Source organism: Haladaptatus halobius (assembly GCF_020618475.1).
Taxonomy (GTDB): Archaea; Halobacteriota; Halobacteria; order Halobacteriales; family Haladaptataceae; genus Haladaptatus; species Haladaptatus halobius.
In genome coordinates, this window is the sequence record NZ_CP085335.1 from 103,283 (window position 1) to 124,542 (window position 21,260).

Consider the following 21,260-nt stretch of genomic DNA (forward strand, 5'->3'; position numbering starts at 1 on the left):
GAGAACGATGGTTCGCCATCGTTTCCGTTTTCAACGGAACAATAACCGATTGAACGGTTTGAAGTGACATCTGTACGATACGAAACGTTCGCGTCGGCGTTGGTCGGATCGTCGACGACCCGACCAACCTAGTAAATAACGACCAATTATTTACTAGAAGTTCCTAGACGAACCCCGATTTCTGACAGAGCAATTAATAACTCTCTAGCGATTAGAGTCGCTCAATGAGCGATACTCGGACGGAGACGCTTCGTCTATCGGTTCCCGAGATGGAGTGCCCGTCCTGCGCCGGGAAGGTCACCGCGAGCGTCGAGTCCGTCGACGGAGTCACCGAGACGGACGCGCAGGTCGCCGCCGGGCGACTTGTTGTCGCGTTCGACTCTGAGACGGCCGACGCCGAAGACGTTCGTGCCGCCGTCGAGAGCGCGGGCTACGAGGTGGACGACGCGCGGACGGAGACCCTTTCGGTTCCCGGGATGGACTGCCCGTCCTGCGCCGGAAAGGTCGAGAACGCGCTGGCCGACGTGCCCGGCGTCTCGGAGTTCGACGCCCAACCCGCGTCGGGTCGAGTCGTCGTCACCGCCACCGACACTTCCCGCGACGACCTCGTGAAGGCAGTGGAGGGCGCGGGCTACGACGTGGCCGACGTATCGACCGACGACGAACCGGCGGTCGAGTCGCCGCGCGCGGTGTGGACGAGCACTCGCGCGCTAAAGACGTGGGTCGGGGCAGCCTTCCTTATCGGCGCGCTGTTATTGGAGTTCGTAGTACCCACCGCGAACGCCGACCTCTTCGCCGCCCTCGGTCGGACGTTCACCGTCGCGGACGTGGGCTATCTCGCCGCCACCGCCGTCGGCGGGCAGGCGGTCATTCGAAACGGCTACTACTCCGCGAAGAACGCCAGCCTCGACATCGACCTGCTGATGGCCGCCGGAATCATCGGCGCGCTCGCGGTCGACCTGTACTTCGAGGCCGCGACGCTGGCGGTGCTGTTCAGCGTCGCCGAACTACTGGAACGCTTCTCGATGGATCGCGCCCGCAACTCCCTGCGCGAACTCGTCGACCTCTCGCCCGACACGGCGACCGTGCGCCGGGACGGTGACGAGGAAATGGTTCCCGTCGAGGAAGTTCGCGTCGGGGACACCGTCGTTGTCCGCCCCGGCGAGAAGGTACCGGTGGACGGCAACGTGCGCGACGGGACGAGTTCGGTCAATCAAGCACCCATCACGGGCGAGAGCGTTCCGGTCGAGAAGAGCGAGGACGATGAGGTATACGCCGGGACGGTGAACGAGGAGGGGTACCTCGAAATCGAAACCACCGCGAAGGCGAGCGATTCGACGCTCTCGCACATCGTGGAACTGGTGGAGGACGCGGAGAGCAATCAGACAGAACACGAGCAATTCGTCGACCGATTTGCGAGCTACTACACGCCCGTCGTCGTCACGGCAGCGATCCTCACCGCCGCGGTTCCGCCGCTCCTGTTCGGCGGGGTCTTCGAGGAGTGGTTCGTCCGCGGTCTCACCCTACTCGTCGTGGCTTGCCCCTGCGCGTTCGTCATCAGCACGCCCGTCAGCGTCGTCTCGGGCATCACCAGCGCGGCGCGAAACGGCGTCCTCGTCAAGGGCGGCGACCACCTCGAAGCGATGGGCGAACTCGACGCCGTGGCGCTCGACAAGACCGGGACGCTGACGAAAGGCGAACTGACCGTCACCGACGTCGTTCCGCTCAACGGAAACGGCGAGGACGACGTGCTCCGTTGCGCCCACAGCCTCGAACACCGAAGCGAACACCCCATCGCGGAGTCCATCGTCGGCTACGCCCACGAGCAGGGCGTCGAGGAGCACGACGTATCCGACTTCGAGAGCCTGACGGGGAAGGGCGTCCGCGCCGACTTAGACGGCGTGACCCACTACGTCGGGAAACCGGCTCTTTTCGCCGAGTTGGGCTTCGATCTCGAACACACCCACCTGACGACGGACGGGGGCGTGGTCGCCGGCGAGGAGATGGACGAGGAATCCCTCGAAACCGAGAGCATCTGCGACGACCGGGACGACTGCCTCGACCTGCTCTCGGAGGTCGTCCCGCGCTTCCAGCGGGAAGGCAAGACGATCGTCCTCGTCGGCACGGAGGACGAACTGGAGGGAATCGTCGCCGTCGCGGACGAAGTGCGCGACGGCGCGAGCGAGGCGGTCGCGCGCCTCCACGACTTCGGCGTCTCCCGCGTCGTCATGCTCACGGGCGACAACGAGGGAACCGCCCGCGCCATCGCGGCGCAGGTCGGCGTGGACGAGTACCACGCCGAACTCCTGCCGGAAGACAAGGTCGCCGCCGTCGAGGAACTCGCCGACGGCGGCGTTGCGATGGTCGGCGACGGCATCAACGACGCTCCCGCGATGGCCGCTGCGACGGTCGGCATCGCCATGGGCGCGGCAGGCACCGACACCGCCATCGAAACCGCCGACGTGGCGCTGATGGGCGACGATCTCGGAAAACTTCCCTACTTGCGGAACCTCGCCCGGAAGGCCAACCGCGTCATCCGCCAGAACATCTGGACGAGCCTCGCGGTGAAGGCGGTGCTCGCGGTCGGCGCGCCGCTCGGATTCGTCACCGTCGTCCACGCCATCGTCATCGGCGACATGGGGATGAGCCTCGGCGTGACGAGCAACGCGATGCGACTGGCGGGCGTCAGTCCGGACGACGAGTGACGGTCGCGCCGTCGTTTTGCTCTCGTCGATAAAGTTCGAAGCACTCCTCGATTCTCTAGAAGACTTAACATGAAGCGAGAATTTTCACGACGTATGCACGATCTGAAACGCCGCTCCGTCCTCGTAGGTCTCGGAGGTGCGTTCGTCACCGCCGGGTGCGTGAGCGATCCCGCCGGAGTGAACGGCACCGACGACCCGAGCACTCATTCCCCGCAAGAGACGACGCAGACCACTCGCACCGACGATGCGACCACGACGGACGACTGGATATCCGCGGCGTCGAACGCGCCCGGCCCCGACCACGCGATTTCCCTCCGAAACGAGAGCGACGAAACCGGAACCGTCCGCGTCCGTGTCGTCCGGGAGAAGACCGGCGAGACGGTTTACGACGAGACGCACGAACTCTCGGCGGGAAGCGGCGTCGACGCCTCCAACTTGAAACGGGCCGACCCGGACGGCGTCGAGGCGTTCTCCGTCTGCGGTGAACTCGTCGGTTCGTCGACGACCGCGACCGAAACTCGAACGACGGACTCGCGCGGCGAATCGGATGAATCCGATTCGCCGCGTCGTAGCTGTGTGACCATTCGGACGAGCAAGTGTTACGGAAGTGCCGACGTGATGGTTCGGGACGACGAGATTCGGGTCAACTACACCATTTGCTGAGTTCGGCGATTCCGCCACCGACTATCGAATCTTCGCACCCGCCGTCCCGCCATCGACCGCTGATACTTTCCACCGACCCCCGCCACTACTGTTACCCTTCGTACCGTATCCTCCGCCGATGGCGCACGACCACGACGGGAGCCACGACCACGGCGACGCTAGCTTTCGCGCGCTGGCGCTCGCGCTGTCTATCAACACCGTCTTCTTCGTCGTCGAACTCCTTGGGGCCGTCTACAGCGGATCGCTCACTCTCCTCGCGGACGCGGTTCACATGTTCGCCGACAGCGCCAACCTCGGCCTCGCGCTCGTCGCGGCGTGGATTTCGGCTCGTCCCGCCGACGCCAAGCGAACCTACGGCTACCAGCGCGCGGAGGTGCTCGGTGCGCTCGGGAACGGACTCCTCCTGCTCGTCGCGGTCGGTTACGTCCTCTTCGACGCGCTCCGCCGGTTTCGGAACCCGCAACCGGTGGACGCCGAACTGGTCGTCGTCGTCGGCGCGCTCGGACTGGCGGCGAACTTGGTCGCGGCGTGGGTGCTGTCGGGCCACCGCGAGGTGTTGAACGTCGAAGGGGCGTTCCTCCACTTGCTCGCCGACGCCGCCGGGAGCGTGGCGGCCATCACGGTCGGCGTCGCGCTCATGTTCACCGACCTCTCCGTGCTCGACCCGCTGTTCGCCCTCGTCGTCGCCGCGCTGGTGGTGTACTCCGCGAAAGACCTCTTCGCGGAGAGCCTGAACATCCTCCTGCAGGGTACGCCGTCCGGAATCGCGGTGGACGAGGTGCGCGAATATCTCGCCGGACTGCCGGGCGTCGTGGAGGCCCACGACGTTCACGTCTGGTCGCTCAGTTCGACGAAACACGCCCTCTCGGCGCACGTCGTGGTTGAAGACGATGTCGACCCCGACGCGGTGCTCCGGAACTGCCAGTCGGAACTCGCCAGCCGGTTCGACATCGACCACGCGACGATCCAGGTCGAATCGGGGTCGTACAGCCACACCCTCGATTTCGACTGCTACTTTCGAAGCCGTAAGGTTTGATATCACGACGTCCGATGATACGTTAATGAAGCGGCGTACGCTCCTGCTCGTCCTCTGTCTCGTTCTTTCCGGATGCGCTGGAGTACAGTTCGACCGACCAACGACATCGCAGACGACCGACGGAACCGCGACGACGGGAACGACGGGAACGACCACCCCAAAGGGTTCGGTCGCAGATCGCTCTAATCCGTGGGGCGAGTCGGTGTTGACGGTCGCCATCAACGGAAGCGCGAACGACTCGAGCGCCCGTCGCGCCGAAGTCCGACGGGCGCTCGACTACTGGGAGCGACACAGCGAGCAGTACGCGGGGTACGCCGTCCAATACGAACTCGCTCCGAACGCCGAGAACCCGGATCTCGTCGTCAACTTCGTCGAGGAAGTCCGGAGCTGTCCCGGCATCAAACACGCCGCAGGTTGTGCACCGTACATCACGAAAGCCTCGCAGATATCCCGCCCGATGCGGGTGGACGTGGGCGACTCCTTCTCGACCGACTCGACCGTCCTCGTCCTGAAACACGAACTCGGCCACACGCTCGGGCTGAACCACAGTTCGGCCCCGCAGTCGATAATGTCCGCCCAGACAGCCCTCTCGATGCGACCGATGCCGAACGCGATGGAGCGACCGCTCCCGTGGGCGGACTCGAACTTCACGGTCTACCTCGGCCCGACCGACGACCGCGACGCCGTGAAGCGGCAGGTGCAACACGCCCTTGACTACTACGCTCGGGGCGCCGAGGGCACCGTCCCGGCGAACGTCTCGTTCTCGTTCACCCGCGACCGCTCCGCGGCGGACATCGTCATTCGATTCCCCGACGAACTGCCCTGCAAACCGGAATCGAGCGGTTCCTGCGGGGGCGTGCGGGGAACCGACCCCGACCGAGACGGCGCGCTGGAGGAGTACGACCGACTGCGGATCTCCATCGCGGGCGTCGATACGGACGCGGTCGGCTGGTACGTCGGCTACTGGTTGGGGTACGGGTTCGGTCTCGAAGATTCGGAACTCGCACCGCCGTTCCGAGACGCATCCGCCGAGGAGCGACGGAGTCGGTGGTGGACGTAGCGCGAATCGAACGCTTCGTTCGCGTCGAATCGTCTCGGTCGTCCCGTCGCCGCCGCGCTACTCCCAGCGGAACGTTCCGTCCTGCTGGACGACTTCCCCGTCCACCTCCATCCGCGAGTTCTCGCTCACGTCCGTTATCATGTCGACGTGGACGGCGCTGTCGTTGCCAGACTCGCCATCCGGGAGGCAGGCGTCGTAGGCGCGACCGACCGCGAGATGGACGGTGTCGCCCATCTTTTCGTCGAAGAGGATGCTGTCGGTGAACCGGTCGATACCGCGATTCATCCCGATGCCGAGTTCTCCGAGCCTGCGCGCCCCCTTGTCCGTGTCGAGGATGTCTGCCAGCACGCTTTCCCCGACCTCGGCGCTGAAATCGACCACTTCGCCGTCATCGAAGGTAAGGTGGACGTTCCGGATTCGTTTTCCGTGGTAGGTCATCGGCACGTCGAAGAACACCTTGCCTTCTGTGGCGTGAGGTGCGGTGAACACCTCGCCGCTGGGCAGGTTGTGCGAGTCGTAGGCAACCGACGCACAACTGTTGACCGCGGTTCGGCCCTCGACGGACATCGTGATGTCGGTATCCTCTTTGACGATTCGGACTTCGCTCCCCTCGTCCAGAATCGTTTTCATCTTCGCCATCTCCTCGGCGAGCGATTCCCAGTCCCGGAGGACGGCGCTGTACACGAAATCTCGATACTCCTCGTAGGCCATCCCGGCCTGCTGTGCGTGGGCGCGAGTGGGGTGGAGCGTGGAAACCCAGTCGGTGTCGAGGCGCGCGTTACGAATCCCCGTCCAGGCTTTCGAGTGCGCCTGTTGCACCTCGCCCGGTACGTCCGCCTTCGCCATCGTGTTCGTGCTCCCCGTGAGCCAAAGCGTCACGTCCGCGTTCTTGTACATCGCCAACTCGGGCGCGGGGTTCTCGTCGAAGTCGCCCTCGTGCGCCCGGAGGTACGCGCGCTTGACCTCGTCGGAGTCGTACACCGTCAGCAGGTTCGCACCGCGTTCGCCGACCTTCTCTCCGACCGCCACCGCGAGGTCGTGCGCCCCCTCGTCCACGACGGCGACGACGTCGTCGCCGTCTTCGACCCGTGCGCTCCAGTTCACCAACACTTCGGCGTGTTCGTGGATTCGTTCGTCCATACTCGACGCTCGGAGAGCGGACGAAAAGTTCCCGCGATTCAGAATCGCGGTGACTGCGCTTCGATGACTTCGACGGCGGTGTCGAACTCCTCGGCGAGCGCGACGAGCACGTCGTCAAGCGTCACGATACCTGCGATTCGGTCATCCTCCACGACCGGAAGCCGACGAACGCTCGCCTCGTCCATCCGTTGAATCGCTTCGAAGATGCCCGTCTCCGGTTCGACGGTCACTGGGTCTTCGGTCATCACGTCCCCGACCGTCCTGTCGGACGCGTCGGGGTGGTCGCCGAGCGAGAGCGCGATCTGTCGGTCGGTGACGATACCGACAAGTTCGTCCCCGTCGCCGACCAGCACGCACCCGACCTTCTCGTCGGCCATCCGTTCGACGACCTCGGCGAGCGTCTCCTCCCTGTCCGCCGTGACGATATCGGTCGCGGCGATCTCTCTGACTGTCATGGTTTTCCCCGCTTGCGGAGACGACGGGAACGGGAGTAAGTGCGAACCCGGAAGTTTCAGGGTCGTGAAAACAGGGCGACTCTCAGGGGAAGACGAGCACGGTCGTGTGCTCAGTTTCGAGCACTTCGACCTCTTCACCGCTTTCGGCCCGGTACTCCTCTTCTATCTCCACCCAGTCGCCGTCGAGGGTGACCTCCTCGCCCGCCGCGTCCAGCGTCAGTTCGCCGTGGGTGTCCAACTGCGCCTTGAGTTCGGCGAGGTCGGTCGACTCCAGCGCGCCGATGACCGCGCCCGCTCTGTCCCGGAACTTCGGCCCGATGGACGAGTGGTCGGGCGAGACGCCGACCGGGACGAGTTCGACGCTCGGTCGGCCTTCTTCGAGGTAGACCGGCCCGTTCACCGCCTCGCTCAGGTCGTAGGTGTCCGGCTTGCGCTCGCAGTCGGCGTACAGTTCGATGCGCCCGAGGTCCTGGTTGAGCGCCATACCCTCGTCGGATTTCCATGCCCGAACCTCTCCGGCGACCTCGGCGATTATCTCCCCGGCCAGTTCGGCTTCCTCGTCGTGCATCTCGACGTCGGGCCACGTCGCGCGGTGGACGCTTCCATCAGTTCCGGGGAGGTGGCTGTACACCTCCTCGGTGAGGAAGGGGGAGAACGGCGAGAGCATCCGGACGGCCGCGGAGACGCAGGTGTAGAGGGCGTGACGCGCCGCGTTTCGCTCGCCCGGTCGACCCTCGTAGAGGCGACCCTTGACGAGTTCGAGGTAGTCGTCCGCGAGGTCGTCCCAGACGAACTCGCGGAGTGTGCGGAGGGCGCTGTCGTAGCGGTAGACCTCCATGTCGTTGCCGACACTCTTGGCGGTCTCGGACAGCCGTGAGAGGATCCAGCGGTCGGCGTCGCGGTAGGCCGGGTCCGCGACCGCCGGGGTGTTCTCGTCGAAGTGGCTCGCGGAGAACTGGAAGATGTTCCAGACCTTCGTCAGGAATCGGGAGGCGGATTTGACCTCCTTCCAGTGGAACTGGACGTCGCTGCCGGGTTGGCCGCCCAGCGCGAGCGACTGGCGGAAGGCGTCCGCGCTGTGCTTCTCGACCGCTTCGGTCGGCGCGACGACGTTTCCTCGGGACTTGCTCATCTTGTGGCCGTCCGGGCCGAACACCATCCCGTTGACGAGGATGGAGTCCCACGGACGCTCGTCGGTGAGCTTCCCGACGCGCAGGAGGGTGTAGAACGCCCACGTCCGGATGATGTCGTGTCCCTGCGGGCGGAGCGCCACGGGTTCGAACTCGTCAAGCGCGAGGTCGTCCGGCCACCCGGTGATGTGGAGGGGCGTGATGGAGGAGTCCATCCACGTGTCCATCACGTCCGTCTCGCCGAGCCACGAGTCTCCTCCGCACTCGGGACAGTCGCCGACCGCCGGGTCGGCTTCGGTCGGGTCGACCGGTAGTTCCTCGATTTCGGCGATGTGCCAGTGGCCGCACTCGCCACACTCCCACGCCGGAATCGGGGTGGCGAAGACGCGCTGGCGGGAGATGACCCAGTCCCAGTCCATGCCCTCTGTCCACTCCTCGAGGCGCGAGTACATGTGGTCCGGAATCCACTCGACTTCCGCCGCCTTCTCCAGTATCTCCTCGGGGTGAACCTCGACGAACCACTGCTCTTTCGAGAGGATCTCGATGGGCGTATCGCAGCGCCAACAGGTGCCGACGGACTGCTCGGTCGGTTCCGAGTCGTTCAGATAGCCCTCTTCGTCCAGCGCCTCGGCGATCTCCTCTTTCGCCTCGTCTATCGGAAGCCCCGCGAACTCGTCCGCGAGGTCGTCGAGGCGACCGTCTTCGGTGACCACCGGGCGCAGTTCGAGGTCGTGTTCCGCCCACCAGTCCACGTCCTGCTTGTCGCCGAACGTACAGATCATCACCGCGCCGGTGCCGAACTCGCCGTCGACCGCGTCGTCGGCGATGAGTTCGATTTCCTGTCCGAAGAGCGGCACTTCGAAGGTCTCGCCGATGCGGTCGGCGTAGCGTTCGTCCTCGGGGTCGACGGCCATGCCGACGCAGGCCGGGAGGAGTTCGGGGCGCGTGGTCGCAATTTCGACGTCCTCGTTGTCCACTCCGTCGAAGGTGACGTAGTACAGCGTTCCCGTCCGGTCTTCGTTCTCGACTTCCGCGTCCGCGATGGCTGTCTGACAGCGCGGACACCAGTTGACGGGGTGTTCGTCGCGGTAGACGTACTCCTCCATCTCGACGAACGACCGCTGGGTCTTCCCCCAGTATTCGGAATCCATCGTCCGGAACTCCGCGTTCCAGTCGATGGAAAAACCTAGCTCGTTCATCGTCTCCTTCATCGAGTCGATCATGTTCACCGTGTGCTCGATGCAGAGGTCGCGGAACTCCTCGCGCGACACGTCGGTTCGGTGGATGTCGTGGATCTCCTCGACCTTGTTCTCCGTCGGCAGGCCGTGGCAGTCCCATCCCTGCGGAAAGAGCACCTGTTCGCCCTGGAGACGGTGATAGCGCGCCGCGAAGTCGATGTAACTCCACTGGAGACCGTGTCCGATGTGGAGATTGCCCGTGGGATACGGTGGCGGCGTGTCGATGACGTAGTCCGGATCGCCGTCCGGACTGTACACGTCGGAGTCTTGCCACTCGTCGCGCCACTTTCGCTCGATGCGCTCGGGGTCGTAGTCGGTTGGAACGTCAGTCATGGCTGCAGATTGCTGTCGCTAGATGGTGATTCGGCGAGAAACACGGTCGATTCATCCTCTGCGCTAGAGACGTACTACCGACACCATCGCGCTCATATCTTGACTCTGCGCGTCGTCGCTGATAAAGGTTCCCGTCCAACGTCGCTTCGAAATCAACCCCGAACCGTTCGATACGTCCGAATCAGAACGAACACCGCGACTGCGGAACCGACGACCACGAAAACCGCGACGACGACAGCGAAAACCACGAGCACGACGAAAACGACCACGATAACGGCCGAAACGACGATCACGACGACACCGAATTCGGACGGGTTGAACCGAAGCGAAGTCGAGCGACTCGTTCACCGGTTCGTCAACCGAGAACGCACGGAACGAGCCCTCGACCCCCTCGTGTTCGACACTGAACTGCGGAAGATAGTTCGTTCTCACAGCGAGGATATGGCGACGCGGGGCTACTTCTCGCACGCGTCTCCCGAAGGCGAGAACTTCGCCGACCGCTACGAGCGGTCCGGCTACACATGCCGCGCGCCGACGGGCGACGGGTCGTACCTCACGGGAGGCGAGAACATCGCTCAGACGTGGTACGACACGGCCGTCACCACCGACGGCGGAACGGTTCGCCACACCACCGAGCGTGAACTCGCTCGCGGCATCGTGAACCAGTGGATGAACTCGCAGGGTCACCGCGAGAACGTCCTTACCCCTGCGTGGCGCAACGATGGTATCGGCATCTACGTGGCCGAGAAAGGAAAGGTGTACGCGACGCAGAACTTCTGCTAGCCCTCCTTCTTTCGCCGAAACGATTACCGTGTCCGTCCCGTAGTTGCGGATATCGAGATGGCTAGCTTCGAGCGCGTCGACCTCCGGATACCGCCGGACGAAGCGACCGATATCGTGCGGGAGAAGACAGACGACCTCCGCGTGGTTCGGGGCGACGGCGCTATTGAGTTCCGAACGGCCACCGGTTTCGTCGTCGCCACGATTCGACCGACTCCCGAGTCCGACGGCGCGAAAGCGACGCTTCGATACCGGGTCGCTCCGCGATTGCCCATCTTTCTTCACGGACTGTCGAAGGGCACCGAGATTCGAGACGCGCTCGACGCACATCGCGCGTAGTGAAATCGGCTTCCTGCAACGTGATTTTTATACCCTCACACTCGTTTCATTCCGTATGACCGTCTACGAGTCCGAGATTCCCGGCGTCGGGCACAAGTTCGAACTCGAACTCGACGGCGAGGAGCGACTCGTCGTCATCATCCACCACGACGGGAAGCGCGAACTCTACCGCCGCCCCGGCCCGAACGAAGACAGCGTCAAACTGGCCTCGCTAACCGGGAAGAAGGCGCGACAGCTCGGCTCCATACTCGAAGGCGCGTACTTCCAACCCGTCGAGATGGACGAGTTGAACGTCCCGCTTGGGGAGGCCATCATCGAGTGGGTCGAAGTCAAAGATGGGTCGCCGCCGGTCGGACGAACCCTCGCGGAAGCCGCGATTCGCCGACAGACCGGCGTCTCGGTCATCGCCATTCAGCGCGGCGAGGAGACGATTGCGAACCCGAACCCCGAAACTGAAATCGACGCCGGCGATATCCTGGTCGCCATCGGAACCCGCGAAGAGCAGGCGGCGCTCACGGAGCTACTGAACGCGACCGACTCCGAAGACGCGCAGTCCTGACGATGGCAGGGTCGCTCCTCGTCCAGTTCGGAGTCGCAGTGACGGCCATCGCTCTCGTCGGCGCGCTCGCGGTTCGCGTCGGTCTCTCGGTCATCCCCGCGTACATCGTCGTCGGCATCTTCGTCGGGCCGAACGAACCGACGAGCATCGGGGGAATCTCGCTCAGACTTGTCCGGACGAGCGAGTTCATCGACCTCCTCGCGGAGCTCGGCATCGTCTTTCTCCTCTTTTTTCTCGGGTTGGAGTTCAGCCTCGACCAGCTCGTCTCGAACCGCGAGAAACTCGTCCGAATCGGTCTCGTCGACCTCGGCATCAACTTCGCGCTGGGTCTCGGACTCGGCGCGCTGTTCGGCTTCTCGTGGCTCGAAACGCTCTTTCTCGCGGGAATCGTCTACATCTCGTCCAGCGCCGTGATAACGAAGTCGCTCATCGACGAGGGGTGGATCGCGAACGCGGAGAGCGAACCGATCCTCGGAACGCTCGTCTTCGAAGACATCTTCATCGCCGTCTATCTGGCCCTGCTCTCGGCGGTCGCGCTGGGCGAAGGGAGCGTTTCCGACGCCGCCCTCTCGATAGCTACGTCGCTCGTCTTTCTCTCCCTCCTCGTCGCGGTCGCGTGGTACGGGTCGGAGCATGTCGAACGACTCTTCGGCGCGGAGTCGAACGAACTATTCCTGCTCGGGGTGACGGGCGTCACGGTCCTCGTCGCGGGTGCCGCCTTGGCGTTGGGTATCAGCGAGGCGGTCGCCGCCTTCTTCGTCGGGACGGCGTTCAGCCAGACCGCCCACGTCCAGCGCATCGAACAGGTGCTCTCCCCCGTCCGCGACCTGTTCGCCGCGGTGTTCTTCTTCTCCATCGGACTGACGACCGACATCACGCTCTTGGCCGGCGTCGTCGCGCTCTTGCTCGCCGCCGTCGTCGTCACGACCGTCGGCAAGTTCGTGAGTGGGACGCTCTCGGGAATGTTCTACGAACTCGACCGACGGCGCTCGATTCGCGTCGGTCTTGGGATGGTGCCTCGGGGGGAGTTCTCGCTGGTGTTGGCGACGCTCGCGATGAGCGTCGGAACCGGCGCTCTCGGCGAACTGATCCCCGCGTTCGCGGTGGGGTACGTCCTCGTCATGAGCATCCTCGGAACGCTGTTGATCCAGCACGCGGACAGAGTGACGAACGCGGTCGAAACGGTCGCTCCGCGCTTCTGACGCCCCTGTCGCCGGAACGCGTCCCGGCGATGGACGAATCCGTATCTTGAAGTGTTCGATGTTGTGACGTCCTCGCCCGTCGTAAACGACGGGGCTTCCCCACATAGGAGGAACTCGGCATGACGCCGGTTCGGTTTCAGGACGCTGCGCGCCACGTTCGCCGGGACGGGTTTCATCCCTCCAGTGGCGTGTCCTGTGGCACCGTCACCAGTGCTCCCATCTTGAAGCGAGTCATCGCCACGCGGTTTCTCAACGCGGCTCTCTCCCAATGAGTTACCCTTGCGGACGGCCGTTATACCGTTTTGACCCGGCTTTCTGGCGGCACCTGCCGAAACGGACTTATGAGCACCCCGTCCGGACACCCGGACGGGAACCCTCTGCGTGCAGACTTTTGTCTCTGCTCCCAGTCAGTTGGTTCGAGAACTACTAAACGTTCACGTTGGGGTTCCTACCGGCTGATTTACGGCGGTAGTGTGACTGATCGTACACGATTCACGCCCGCCGTAAACGGCGGGATTCACTCGCTATTAAAAGATATGTTACCGCATATCCTGCGAGGAGTGCGGCGCGAGCATCTGTGCCGGCGCGAACCGCTGTCGTGACTGCGCCGCGCCGACCCCGAAGTACATCGAGGCGATCTGCGTTCTCGCCCTGTTCGTCGACCCGTTCGTCTTCGCGCTGTTGTTCTCGGTAACCGTGATACCTCCGTTCATCGCGGAGACGAGTCTCCTCCTCCTTTCGCCGTTCCCCGTCGGCAAACTCTCCATCTACTACGGACTCTTCCGAGCGCGAACGTGGGCGTGGGGGTTCGCCGTCGTGATGTTCGCCGCGGGTGCGCTGGTCGGACTCGTCGCACTCTGGTTCGGTAGTCTCGGCGGTCTCGTCACGCTCGTCAGCAACGGAGCTATCGCGGCGTACATCTACAGCCAGCACGAGGTGTACGTCCCCGACCCGTCCGAACGTGCGTAATCCGCGACCGGAACCGCAACCCCTACCTCTCCCCCACCGCCACCTACGTCCATGCAACTGGGCGTCATCGGACTGGGGCGAATGGGACGAATCGTAGTGGACAGAACCCTCGACGCCGGACACGACGTGGTCGCCTACGACGTGGCCGAGGGAGCGATCGAGTCGGCTGCGAAGGCGGGCGCGGAACCCGCGGACTCGGTGGCCGACCTCGCGGAGAAACTCGGTGACGAGAAGCGAATCTGGCTGATGGTGCCCGCCGGAGAACCGGTGGACGCCGCGCTCGAAGACTTGGAACCCCACCTCGACGGAGACGACATCGTGGTCGACGGCGGCAACTCCTACTTCGAGGACTCGGTGCGCCGGGCCGAGACAACTTCGGCGGCGTACCTCGACTGCGGGACGAGCGGCGGACCGGCGGGGGCCGAACTCGGCTTCTCGCTGATGGTCGGCGGGCCGGAGTGGGCGTACGAGGTGTTAACCCCGGTTTTCGACGCGGTGGCGACCGGCCCGGACGGACACGACCGAATGGGCGAGGCGGGGTCGGGCCACTACGTGAAGATGGTTCACAACGGCGTCGAGTACGCGCTGATGCAGACCTACGGCGAGGGGTTCGAACTGCTCCGCGAGGGCCGCTACGATCTCGACTTGGAGACCGTCGCCCGGACGTGGAACAACGGCGCGGTCATCCGTTCGTGGCTCCTCGAACTCTGCGAAGAGGCGTTCCGCGAGGAAGGCACCGACTTGGACGACGTGGCCGACCACGTCGCCGGCGGTTCGACCGGGACGTGGACCGTACAGGAGGCACTGGAGCAGGAGGTACCGGTTCCACTCATCTATCAGTCGCTCGCGGAGCGGTTCGGCAGTCGGTCGGAGGGTCGCTTCTCGCGCCGGTTGGCGAACCGACTTCGGCACGGGTTCGGTCGACACGAGGTCGCGCGGGACTGATATCGATCACCGACGTGCGACGACGACGTGGGCTTCCATCGGGAAGACGACGCCGTCATCGTCCGTATACTTTCGGAGCGATTCTTCGACATCCCGAACCAGCGCTTCCCGAACGACTCGCTTTAGCGCGCCGAGTGGTTCGGCTAACGGTGAACTCGCGGCCTCTCGTCGCACGAACTCCTCCGGAGACGGATATCGCATAGATTCGATCCCGATGGTGACGGATACGTCGTGGAATCCTGCTTCTTTAACGAGGTCGCGCAACTCGTCCATCCCCCACGAGGGAAACGGTGAACGCATCATCGCCGCCGTCTCGTCGCCGACGTGGCGCTCTAACGTGTCCGCCATCGTGACGTAGCTGGGATTGAACTCGATCGGCCGCCAGACGCTGACCACGAGTCGGCCTTCGGGAACGAGAACGCGACACATCTCCTGTAGTGTGGTCGAAGGGTTCGGCACGAACTGAAGGACCTGCTGGCAGAAGACGACATCAAACGTACCGTCCGAAAACGGGAGGTCGGTAGCGTCACCTTCTTGCCACTCTATCACCGAACCCTCGTCCGACGAGGTCGCTTTCGCCACTTCGAGCATACCTTCGTTCAAATCGAGTCCGGCGACGGATCCGTCCGGCTCCACCGTTTGAGCCACGTATCGTGCGACGATACTGGTTCCACACCCGACATCGAGCGCGCGATCACCCGACCCGAGACCGGAACGTTCGACGAGTTCGTCCGCCCAGGGGGCGAACATCCTCGGAACGAGAATCGTTCGTACGCTTCTGCGCTGTTACCCCTGAGCTGCCAACCTTCCGACGGTTGTCGAGTCTCGTCCGTGTCTCTCATGACACCGTACGAACACGCTATGAATCACCGTGAAGCTAGCTCGTGAAATATTTCCCTGCGTGAAAACGGCAACTGGATCGTTCAACAGTCGTTTTTCACCGTGAACTGACTCGGTGTATCCCGGTTGGGTCACCGATACGCGACGCGGAATTCCGCGGGAAGCGCATTCCGCGCATCCGATTGAGTTCGATATCTGTACGCCGCCTCGGAACAATCAACTCTCGCGGGTGGTTACGGGAGGAACACCTCGGAAATTCGGGTTATATCCTTCCAAACGCGCAGAAATAATCCTCTCGGTCTTTGATTCGAACGTCTTTGAATCCGGCCTCGGCGAGCAGTGCCGGTAGTTCTTCGCGCGACTGTCCGGAGTGGGGCGTGAACGCGACTGCGACGGTGCCTCCGGATTTCACGACGCGTCGTATCTCCCGAAGGCCGGCCACCGGGTCGGCCCACGCCTGCACGGAATTCATCGTCATCGCCGCGTCGAAGATGTCGTCGTCGGATAGCAAGTCGTCCGCGAGACCACGCCGTAGTTCGACCAGTCCGGAGCGAATCGCCGCTGCGTTTCGTTTCCGCGCTTGCTCGACCATCACCGGGGAAGCGTCCACTCCGGCGACGAACCCGTCCGGAACCGCTTCGGCGAACCGTTCGATGCCGAGACCGGGGCCGAAGCCGACCTCGAGTACGCGGTCATCCGGGTCGAGTTCGAGTTCGGAGACGACCCATCCGGTGAATTCTCCCTTCGACCGAGCCATGAGTTTTCCGCCGAGTCGTCCGAGTGCACCGGAGGGATGCCCGAATGCACGATCGAGAAAGGTATCGAAGAACACGGTCGCCTCGACGCACCGAACCGGCGTAACTTCTTCTCTCGTTCGTACTCACACCTCGCCTCGTACTCGCGTCAATCACAATGCTGTTAAACCACCGTTCCGTAGCTTCCGCCATATGGTAAACGAACTGGGTCTGGGACTCGGGCTACTGCTCACGCTCGTCGCGGTAGCTCTGCACTTCACCAAGGGAACCGAATGGCGCACCGCGGACGATATCTCCCAAGAAGTGCTCGACCAGCGTGCGGCGAGTGTCCCCGAAACCGACTTCCCCGAACCGATGAACCGCTCCATCGGTGGTGGCGGTGCGGTGGCCGTCGGTGCCGGTGCGGAAGGCGAACTCGAAGGCGAGGAAGCCGAGGAAGAAGAGGAGGGCTTCGACCCCGCCGCCATTCCGGAAGACGAGATCGAGCACTACGATATCGAGTACGCCAAGGAGGGCGCGACCATCGAAGTCGCCAACAACGAGACGCTCCTCGAAGCAGGCGAAGACGAGGGATGGGACTTACCGTACTCCTGCCGGGAAGGGTCGTGTCTCTCCTGCGGCGCGAAGATCACCGAGGGAGAACCTGAGGACGTCGTTCACAGCACCAACGACACGCTCAGCGACGACGAACTCGACCAAGGTTATATCTTAACCTGCACCGCGTATCCGCAGGCTGATATCAGCATCGAGACGAACGAGACGCCGTAACCGTCTTCTATTCTCCCCTCTCCGCTCGATATTCGAAAGTCAAAATGCGAATCGAGGGTGAGGCGATAGCGACCGTGCTCTAGCGCGGCGTTGCGACCGTCATCGGGGTGTACGTTCTGTTCGGAACGCCGTCCGGGGCCGGATGTGCGCCTCGGGAACCTCGTCCCTAGCAAGTCGCACATTTGGGATATTGTCCGCACCGGGACGCCGAGCGCGCTAGAAGAGTCGTCCGGCGCGCTGGCGATGCTCACCCTCACGGCCATCATCGTCACGTTCGCGCCGCCGGTCATCGCCGCCTACGGCCTCGGCAACCGCGTCGTCTCGCTCGTCTTCCTCCCCGCGGTCGAACTGGGTCGGGCGACGAACACGATGGTCGGACAGAACCTCGGGGCCGGTAAGGTCGAACGTGCGGAACGGGCGGTCTGGCTGGCGGCGAAAGCCGGCTGTGCGGTGATGATCGCAGTCACCATCCTCACGGCCCTGTTCGCCGATGTGTTCGTTGGCGTCTTTCTGACAATGGGGACGACGAACGCCGCACGGACGTTGGAGTTCGCCGCCGAATATCTTCGAATCCGAACCGTCGAGTTCGCGTTCATCGGCCCATTCCACGTCCTCGTCGGCGCGTACCGCGGCGCGGTAACACGAAGACGGCGATGGCATTCTCGATGGTGACGCTGTGGTTCTGTCGAGAACCCGCTGTCTACTATCTCGCTATCGTCCGCGACCTCAGGCCCACGGGTATCTGGCTGGGCGTCGCCATCGGACATATCATCGGTGCCATCGGGGCGGGTCTGTGGTTCACTCGCGAGACGTGGAAGCAGGCCGTCATCGGCGAACCGGCCACAGATTCGCGGAGCAGCGTCGAAGATTGACCGGGTCACAAGGTTAATATCCGCGGGAGAGTAGCACTGGATGAGGGCGCGTAGCTCAGTGGACAGAGTCCTTGGTTCCGGACCAAGATGTCGCGGGTTCAAATCCCGTCGCGCCCGTGAACCGAAACCGAATCCGCGAGGAGTTACGTTATTCGAGAAGCCACACCGAAGAGTGCGCTCTTCGTTGTTGAAGAGCAAACACGAAATGAACGGTCGGCTCGTGTTCTCCATCGTATTCGACAAGAAGTAACAGCCCAAGCCGGAGAAGACGTTCTAAGTGAACGTCTTGAGGGTGTTTTCCAAGCGGGACTGCTCCGGACGTCGTGGAACTTCCCGACGAAGGCGATGTCCACTCTTATGTTCCTACCGTCCGCAAAAGGACACACCGCGGGATGAAACGGGGCTGCAACCGATAAACGAACCAATAGACATTAATGGCAAAAGACCTCGAACGCGACCTCGGTTTGTACGCAACGATCACCATCAGTATCGGCGCGATGGTGGGCAGCGGTATCTTCGTCCTTCCCGGATTGGCTGCTGCAAAAACCGGCCCGAGCGTCATTCTCGCATACTTACTGGCTGGTCTTATCGTCCTTCCTGCGGCACTCTCAAAGGCAGAAATGGCGACCGCGATTCCCGAAGCCGGCGGTACTTATCTCTTCATCGACCGGGCGATGGGACCGCTCCCCGGCACCATCGCCGGTATCGGTGCGTGGTTCTCGCTCGTTTTCAAGAGCGCATTCGCGCTCGTCGGCCTCGGCGCGTACCTCCTCATATTCGTCGAGGTTCCGCCGGGATTACTCACGGTCGTCGGACTCGCACTCGGCGTTCTCCTCATCGTCGTCAACATCGTGGGCGTCAAACAGACCGGACGACTCCAAGCGGGAATCGTGAGTCTCGTCCTGCTCGTGCTCGTCGGCTTCGTCGCCGACGGGATGACGTACGTCGACCAGTCCCACTACCATCCGTTTTTAACCCACGGAAACGGTGGCCTCCTCGCCGCGACCGGATTCGTGTTCGTCTCCTACGCGGGCGTCACCAAAATCGCAAGCGTCGCCGAGGAGGTCGAAAACCCCGGTCGGAATATTCCACGCGCGATTCTCATCTCGGTTCTCGTGATGATGTTGGTGTACACGCTGACGGTCTTCGTCATCGTGGGCGTCGTCCCCGCACCAGAGCTGCAGGATAAACACAATTTGACGCCCATGGCGATGGCGGCCCGAGCGTTCGCCGGGTCGGCCGGCCAACTCGGACTCGCCGTCGTCGCCGTGTTCGCGCTGACAAGTATGGCGAACGCGGGAATCCTCTCATCGTCGCGCTATCCGCTGGCGATGAGTCGAGATTCGCTCGCCCCGCTGAGATTTAGCGAAGTGAGCGAGCGATTCAGGACACCGATCTGGTCGATCGGGTTTACGGGCCTCATCCTCCTCGTCCTCATCGCGTTCGTCCCCGTCGTCGATCTCGCCAAACTGGCGAGCGCGTTCCAAATCTTGGTCTTCGTCTTCATCAACGGCGCGCTCATCGCATTCCGAGAGAGCGAACTGGATTGGTACGCGCCGGAATTCACCGCCCCCGGCTATCCGTGGGTGCAGGCGTTCGGAGCCGTCGGCGGGTTCGTTCTCCTCACGCAGATGGGTATCATCGCGCTCGGTGGTGCTGCTGGCATCATCGTCGTCAGCGTTGCGTGGTACCGATTCTACGGACGGGAGAAAACCGAACGCGAGGGTGCCGCGCTCGACGCGATTCGACGCTCGGCCAGTTCGAAGACGCTCGCGGAAACGGAACGAACGGTTGCCGATGGCGACGGTGTCGACGCTGATGGGCACGTCCTCGTCGCGATGGACGCCGAGACGTCCGCCGAGCGTGAACGCTCGCTGCTGACGGTCGCGGCGAGCGTAGCGAAGCAACGAGGCGGTACCGTCCACGCCGTTCGGTTCGAAGAAGTACCTGAACAGTTGACGCTCTCCTCGGCGACCGATATGCGCCCGGACGACCGGGAGTTCGAAGTGCAGACGCATGAGTTGGCGGCGTCGTTGCCAGTGTCCATCGAAGCGCGTGAAATTGTCAGTCACGATACCAAGAAGGCAGTCGTCAACTACGCCCGCGACCTTGGTGCTGGACTAATCCTGGGCGAGTGGCGACCTGAACACTGGCACGCCGAACTGCTCGGTAGTGACGTCGATTGGTTCATGAAACACGCGCCGTGTGCCGTCGTGTTTCTCCGCGATCGAGGATTCGACGAAATCGATACTGTCGCGGTGCTCACACAACGAGGGCCGTACGGCCCGGTGAAAGTCGCGTTCGCCAACGCCATAGCGACCGAATTCGGGGCGACGATTCGGTTCGTGACGGCAGTCGACGCGGACGCCTCGGAGGAACTACTCACCGTAACGGAGGAGTTTCTGGACGAGCTCGAACGACTCTGTTCGGTCGAGACGAAAAGTACCGTACTCCAGACGACCGAGACGGTCGAGGGGCTCGTAGCAGCGACGACTGGTTCTGACGTCGCACTCTTAGGGACGGACGCCCATTCTCGGGCCCACGATTTCTTGTTCAGTAATCCGGCGACGGATATCAGTGACGAACTCGATTGCAGCGTACTTCTCGTCCATCCGCCAAAATCGAGGGGACAGACGTTCTTCACGGCGGTTATCCGGCGAATCGCGTACTGACACGGGAAGCGCCTACGAACCACTCACGATCTCCGTGCTCGAACGACAGGACGCTCGACGGTCGACCACAGTTCGACCATCGTCGGACGAATCCGTAATCGTCGTTCGGCCATCGAACGCTCGTCGCGTCCTTTCGGTTTTCAGACTCGCTCCGCGAAAAATCACGTTCTCCTACTGACGGTCGTCCGTCGAAGCGCCCTCCGTCCTTCGGATCTCGAACTGAGCGCCGCCGGTCGTCCCGTCGGTCACGGTTATCTCCCAGCCGTGTGCTTTAACGATCTCTTGGACGATTGCGAGTCCGAATCCGGTTCCGTCGCTCGCCGTGTAGTTGTAATCGAACACCTCTTCTCGGTTCTCGGGCGGAATTCCCGATCCCGTATCCTTCACGTAGAATCCGCCGACGGGTTCGTCCGCCGAGTCTCCGACCACTTCGCTTCCGGAGGCGTCGTCGAGGCGTCCGATGCGGACATCGACGTCGACGCCGCCGTCGCACAGTTCGCTCAGCACTTCGTCCGGCGTGTTGTCGTCGGCGATGTAGAGACAGCGTTCGCCGCGCTCCTGCCTCTCGGACGAACGGAACTAGGTGGAGAACTGCCCGTCTCGGCTATCGTAGATGAACGCGAGATGGTCGTTTTCTTCGTCGTCGTGGCCGTGATCGGCGATCTTCGGCTCCGAGGGTATCGTACTCCGATCGGCCTCGATGTCAAACGCCTCGTGACCCTCGATTCGTTCACTCATGGAAAATCCACTTCTTTAGCTGAATACAGGCGGTAATCCCCCTTCCTCACGGAGCGAGCAA

Annotated in this window: 23 protein-coding genes and 1 tRNA gene; 16 read left to right on the forward strand and 8 right to left on the reverse strand. The window is 63.1% G+C overall.

The features are described from left to right. The first annotated feature begins 224 nt into the window (after positions 1-224). The 4 genes from LIW51_RS00510 (at position 225) to LIW51_RS00525 (ending at position 5,464) form a co-directional block, all read left to right on the forward strand. Positions 225-2,705, forward strand: coding sequence for a heavy metal translocating P-type ATPase (locus tag LIW51_RS00510; protein ID WP_227375312.1), 2,481 nt, complete (start codon positions 225-227; stop codon positions 2,703-2,705). A gap of 93 nt (positions 2,706-2,798) precedes the next feature. Then, positions 2,799-3,368: a hypothetical protein gene (locus LIW51_RS00515; protein WP_227375313.1), complete on the forward strand. Its 570-nt coding sequence runs from the start codon at positions 2,799-2,801 to the stop codon at positions 3,366-3,368. A gap of 118 nt (positions 3,369-3,486) precedes the next feature. Next, positions 3,487-4,404, forward strand: a complete 918-nt coding sequence (locus LIW51_RS00520) for a cation diffusion facilitator family transporter (RefSeq protein WP_227375314.1) — start codon at positions 3,487-3,489, stop codon at positions 4,402-4,404. A 25-nt stretch (positions 4,405-4,429) separates the two neighbouring features. Further along, the gene (locus tag LIW51_RS00525) at positions 4,430-5,464 is read left to right on the forward strand and encodes a matrixin family metalloprotease (protein ID WP_227375315.1); all 1,035 of its coding nucleotides are present in this window, start codon (positions 4,430-4,432) and stop codon (positions 5,462-5,464) included. A 57-nt stretch (positions 5,465-5,521) separates the two neighbouring features. On the opposite strand, the gene LIW51_RS00530 is transcribed toward LIW51_RS00525, so the two are convergent. The 3 genes from LIW51_RS00530 to LIW51_RS00540 all read right to left on the reverse strand — a co-directional run bounded on the left by LIW51_RS00530 (position 5,522) and on the right by LIW51_RS00540 (position 9,760). Continuing rightward, complete coding sequence (locus tag LIW51_RS00530; RefSeq protein ID WP_227375316.1) at positions 5,522-6,604, reverse strand: aminopeptidase; 1,083 nt, start codon at positions 6,602-6,604, stop codon at positions 5,522-5,524. A gap of 38 nt (positions 6,605-6,642) precedes the next feature. Then, positions 6,643-7,059, reverse strand: coding sequence for a CBS domain-containing protein (locus tag LIW51_RS00535; protein WP_227375317.1), 417 nt, complete (start codon positions 7,057-7,059; stop codon positions 6,643-6,645). A gap of 82 nt (positions 7,060-7,141) precedes the next feature. Continuing rightward, positions 7,142-9,760, reverse strand: a complete 2,619-nt coding sequence (locus LIW51_RS00540; protein ID WP_227375318.1) for a valine--tRNA ligase — start codon at positions 9,758-9,760, stop codon at positions 7,142-7,144. Positions 9,761-9,859: 99 nt separating this feature from the next. Between LIW51_RS00540 and LIW51_RS00545 the strand changes: the two genes are divergently transcribed. From LIW51_RS00545 to LIW51_RS00565, 5 genes are all read left to right on the forward strand, one after another. Then, positions 9,860-10,543: a CAP domain-containing protein gene (locus LIW51_RS00545; RefSeq protein ID WP_227375319.1), complete on the forward strand. Its 684-nt coding sequence runs from the start codon at positions 9,860-9,862 to the stop codon at positions 10,541-10,543. Positions 10,544-10,600: 57 nt separating this feature from the next. Beyond that, the gene (locus tag LIW51_RS00550) at positions 10,601-10,879 is read left to right on the forward strand and encodes a hypothetical protein (protein WP_227375320.1); all 279 of its coding nucleotides are present in this window, start codon (positions 10,601-10,603) and stop codon (positions 10,877-10,879) included. A 55-nt stretch (positions 10,880-10,934) separates the two neighbouring features. Further along, positions 10,935-11,438, forward strand: a complete 504-nt coding sequence (locus tag LIW51_RS00555) for a cation:proton antiporter regulatory subunit (RefSeq protein WP_227375321.1) — start codon at positions 10,935-10,937, stop codon at positions 11,436-11,438. A 2-nt stretch (positions 11,439-11,440) separates the two neighbouring features. Next, positions 11,441-12,640, forward strand: coding sequence for a cation:proton antiporter (locus LIW51_RS00560; RefSeq protein ID WP_227375322.1), 1,200 nt, complete (start codon positions 11,441-11,443; stop codon positions 12,638-12,640). Between the two features lie 119 nt (positions 12,641-12,759). Next, positions 12,760-12,912: a hypothetical protein gene (locus LIW51_RS00565; protein WP_227375323.1), complete on the forward strand. Its 153-nt coding sequence runs from the start codon at positions 12,760-12,762 to the stop codon at positions 12,910-12,912. A 267-nt stretch (positions 12,913-13,179) separates the two neighbouring features. Here the strand turns inward: LIW51_RS00565 and LIW51_RS00570 are convergent, their stop codons facing one another. Beyond that, a complete protein-coding gene (locus tag LIW51_RS00570; RefSeq protein WP_227375324.1) occupies positions 13,180-13,353 on the reverse strand; it encodes a hypothetical protein in 174 nt (57 codons plus the stop codon). Here LIW51_RS00570 and LIW51_RS00575 point away from each other — a divergent pair. Both LIW51_RS00575 and gnd read left to right on the forward strand, forming a co-directional pair. After that, positions 13,337-13,609, forward strand: a complete 273-nt coding sequence (locus LIW51_RS00575; protein ID WP_227375325.1) for a hypothetical protein — start codon at positions 13,337-13,339, stop codon at positions 13,607-13,609. The two genes, LIW51_RS00570 and LIW51_RS00575, sit on opposite strands and share 17 nt — an antisense overlap. A gap of 51 nt (positions 13,610-13,660) precedes the next feature. Then, entirely contained in the window at positions 13,661-14,554 is an 894-nt protein-coding gene (gnd, locus tag LIW51_RS00580; protein ID WP_227375326.1) for a phosphogluconate dehydrogenase (NAD(+)-dependent, decarboxylating), read from the forward strand. 6 nt (positions 14,555-14,560) lie between these two features. Here the strand turns inward: gnd and LIW51_RS00585 are convergent, their stop codons facing one another. Together LIW51_RS00585 and LIW51_RS00590 are read right to left on the reverse strand one after the other, a co-directional pair. Further along, positions 14,561-15,304: a class I SAM-dependent methyltransferase gene (locus LIW51_RS00585; protein ID WP_368411747.1), complete on the reverse strand. Its 744-nt coding sequence runs from the start codon at positions 15,302-15,304 to the stop codon at positions 14,561-14,563. 352 nt (positions 15,305-15,656) lie between these two features. Further along, on the reverse strand, positions 15,657-16,226 hold the full coding sequence (locus LIW51_RS00590; RefSeq protein ID WP_227375327.1) for a class I SAM-dependent methyltransferase: 570 nt from the start codon (positions 16,224-16,226) through the stop codon (positions 15,657-15,659). Between the two features lie 115 nt (positions 16,227-16,341). Here LIW51_RS00590 and LIW51_RS00595 point away from each other — a divergent pair, with 115 nt between their 5' ends. The 5 genes from LIW51_RS00595 (at position 16,342) to LIW51_RS00615 (ending at position 20,461) form a co-directional block, all read left to right on the forward strand. Further along, positions 16,342-16,917, forward strand: coding sequence for a 2Fe-2S iron-sulfur cluster-binding protein (locus LIW51_RS00595; RefSeq protein ID WP_227375328.1), 576 nt, complete (start codon positions 16,342-16,344; stop codon positions 16,915-16,917). Positions 16,918-17,007: 90 nt separating this feature from the next. Further along, positions 17,008-17,589 carry an MATE family efflux transporter gene (locus LIW51_RS00600; RefSeq protein WP_227375329.1) on the forward strand — a complete coding sequence of 194 codons (582 nt, stop codon included), beginning with the start codon at positions 17,008-17,010 and terminating at the stop codon, positions 17,587-17,589. Then, positions 17,571-17,789, forward strand: a complete 219-nt coding sequence (locus LIW51_RS00605; RefSeq protein ID WP_227375330.1) for a hypothetical protein — start codon at positions 17,571-17,573, stop codon at positions 17,787-17,789. Before LIW51_RS00600 ends, LIW51_RS00605 begins: the two co-directional genes overlap by 19 nt. Before the next feature lie 44 nt (positions 17,790-17,833). Continuing rightward, a tRNA-Arg gene (locus LIW51_RS00610) sits at positions 17,834-17,906 on the forward strand. A 317-nt stretch (positions 17,907-18,223) separates the two neighbouring features. Beyond that, entirely contained in the window at positions 18,224-20,461 is a 2,238-nt protein-coding gene (locus LIW51_RS00615; protein ID WP_227375331.1) for a universal stress protein, read from the forward strand. A gap of 171 nt (positions 20,462-20,632) precedes the next feature. Here LIW51_RS00615 and LIW51_RS00620 read toward each other — a convergent pair whose 3' ends face one another. Beyond that, positions 20,633-20,968 carry a sensor histidine kinase gene (locus LIW51_RS00620; protein WP_227375332.1) on the reverse strand — a complete coding sequence of 112 codons (336 nt, stop codon included), beginning with the start codon at positions 20,966-20,968 and terminating at the stop codon, positions 20,633-20,635. Positions 20,969-21,040: 72 nt separating this feature from the next. Then, positions 21,041-21,199: a hypothetical protein gene (locus LIW51_RS00625; protein WP_227375333.1), complete on the reverse strand. Its 159-nt coding sequence runs from the start codon at positions 21,197-21,199 to the stop codon at positions 21,041-21,043. Positions 21,200-21,260 lie beyond the last annotated feature (61 nt).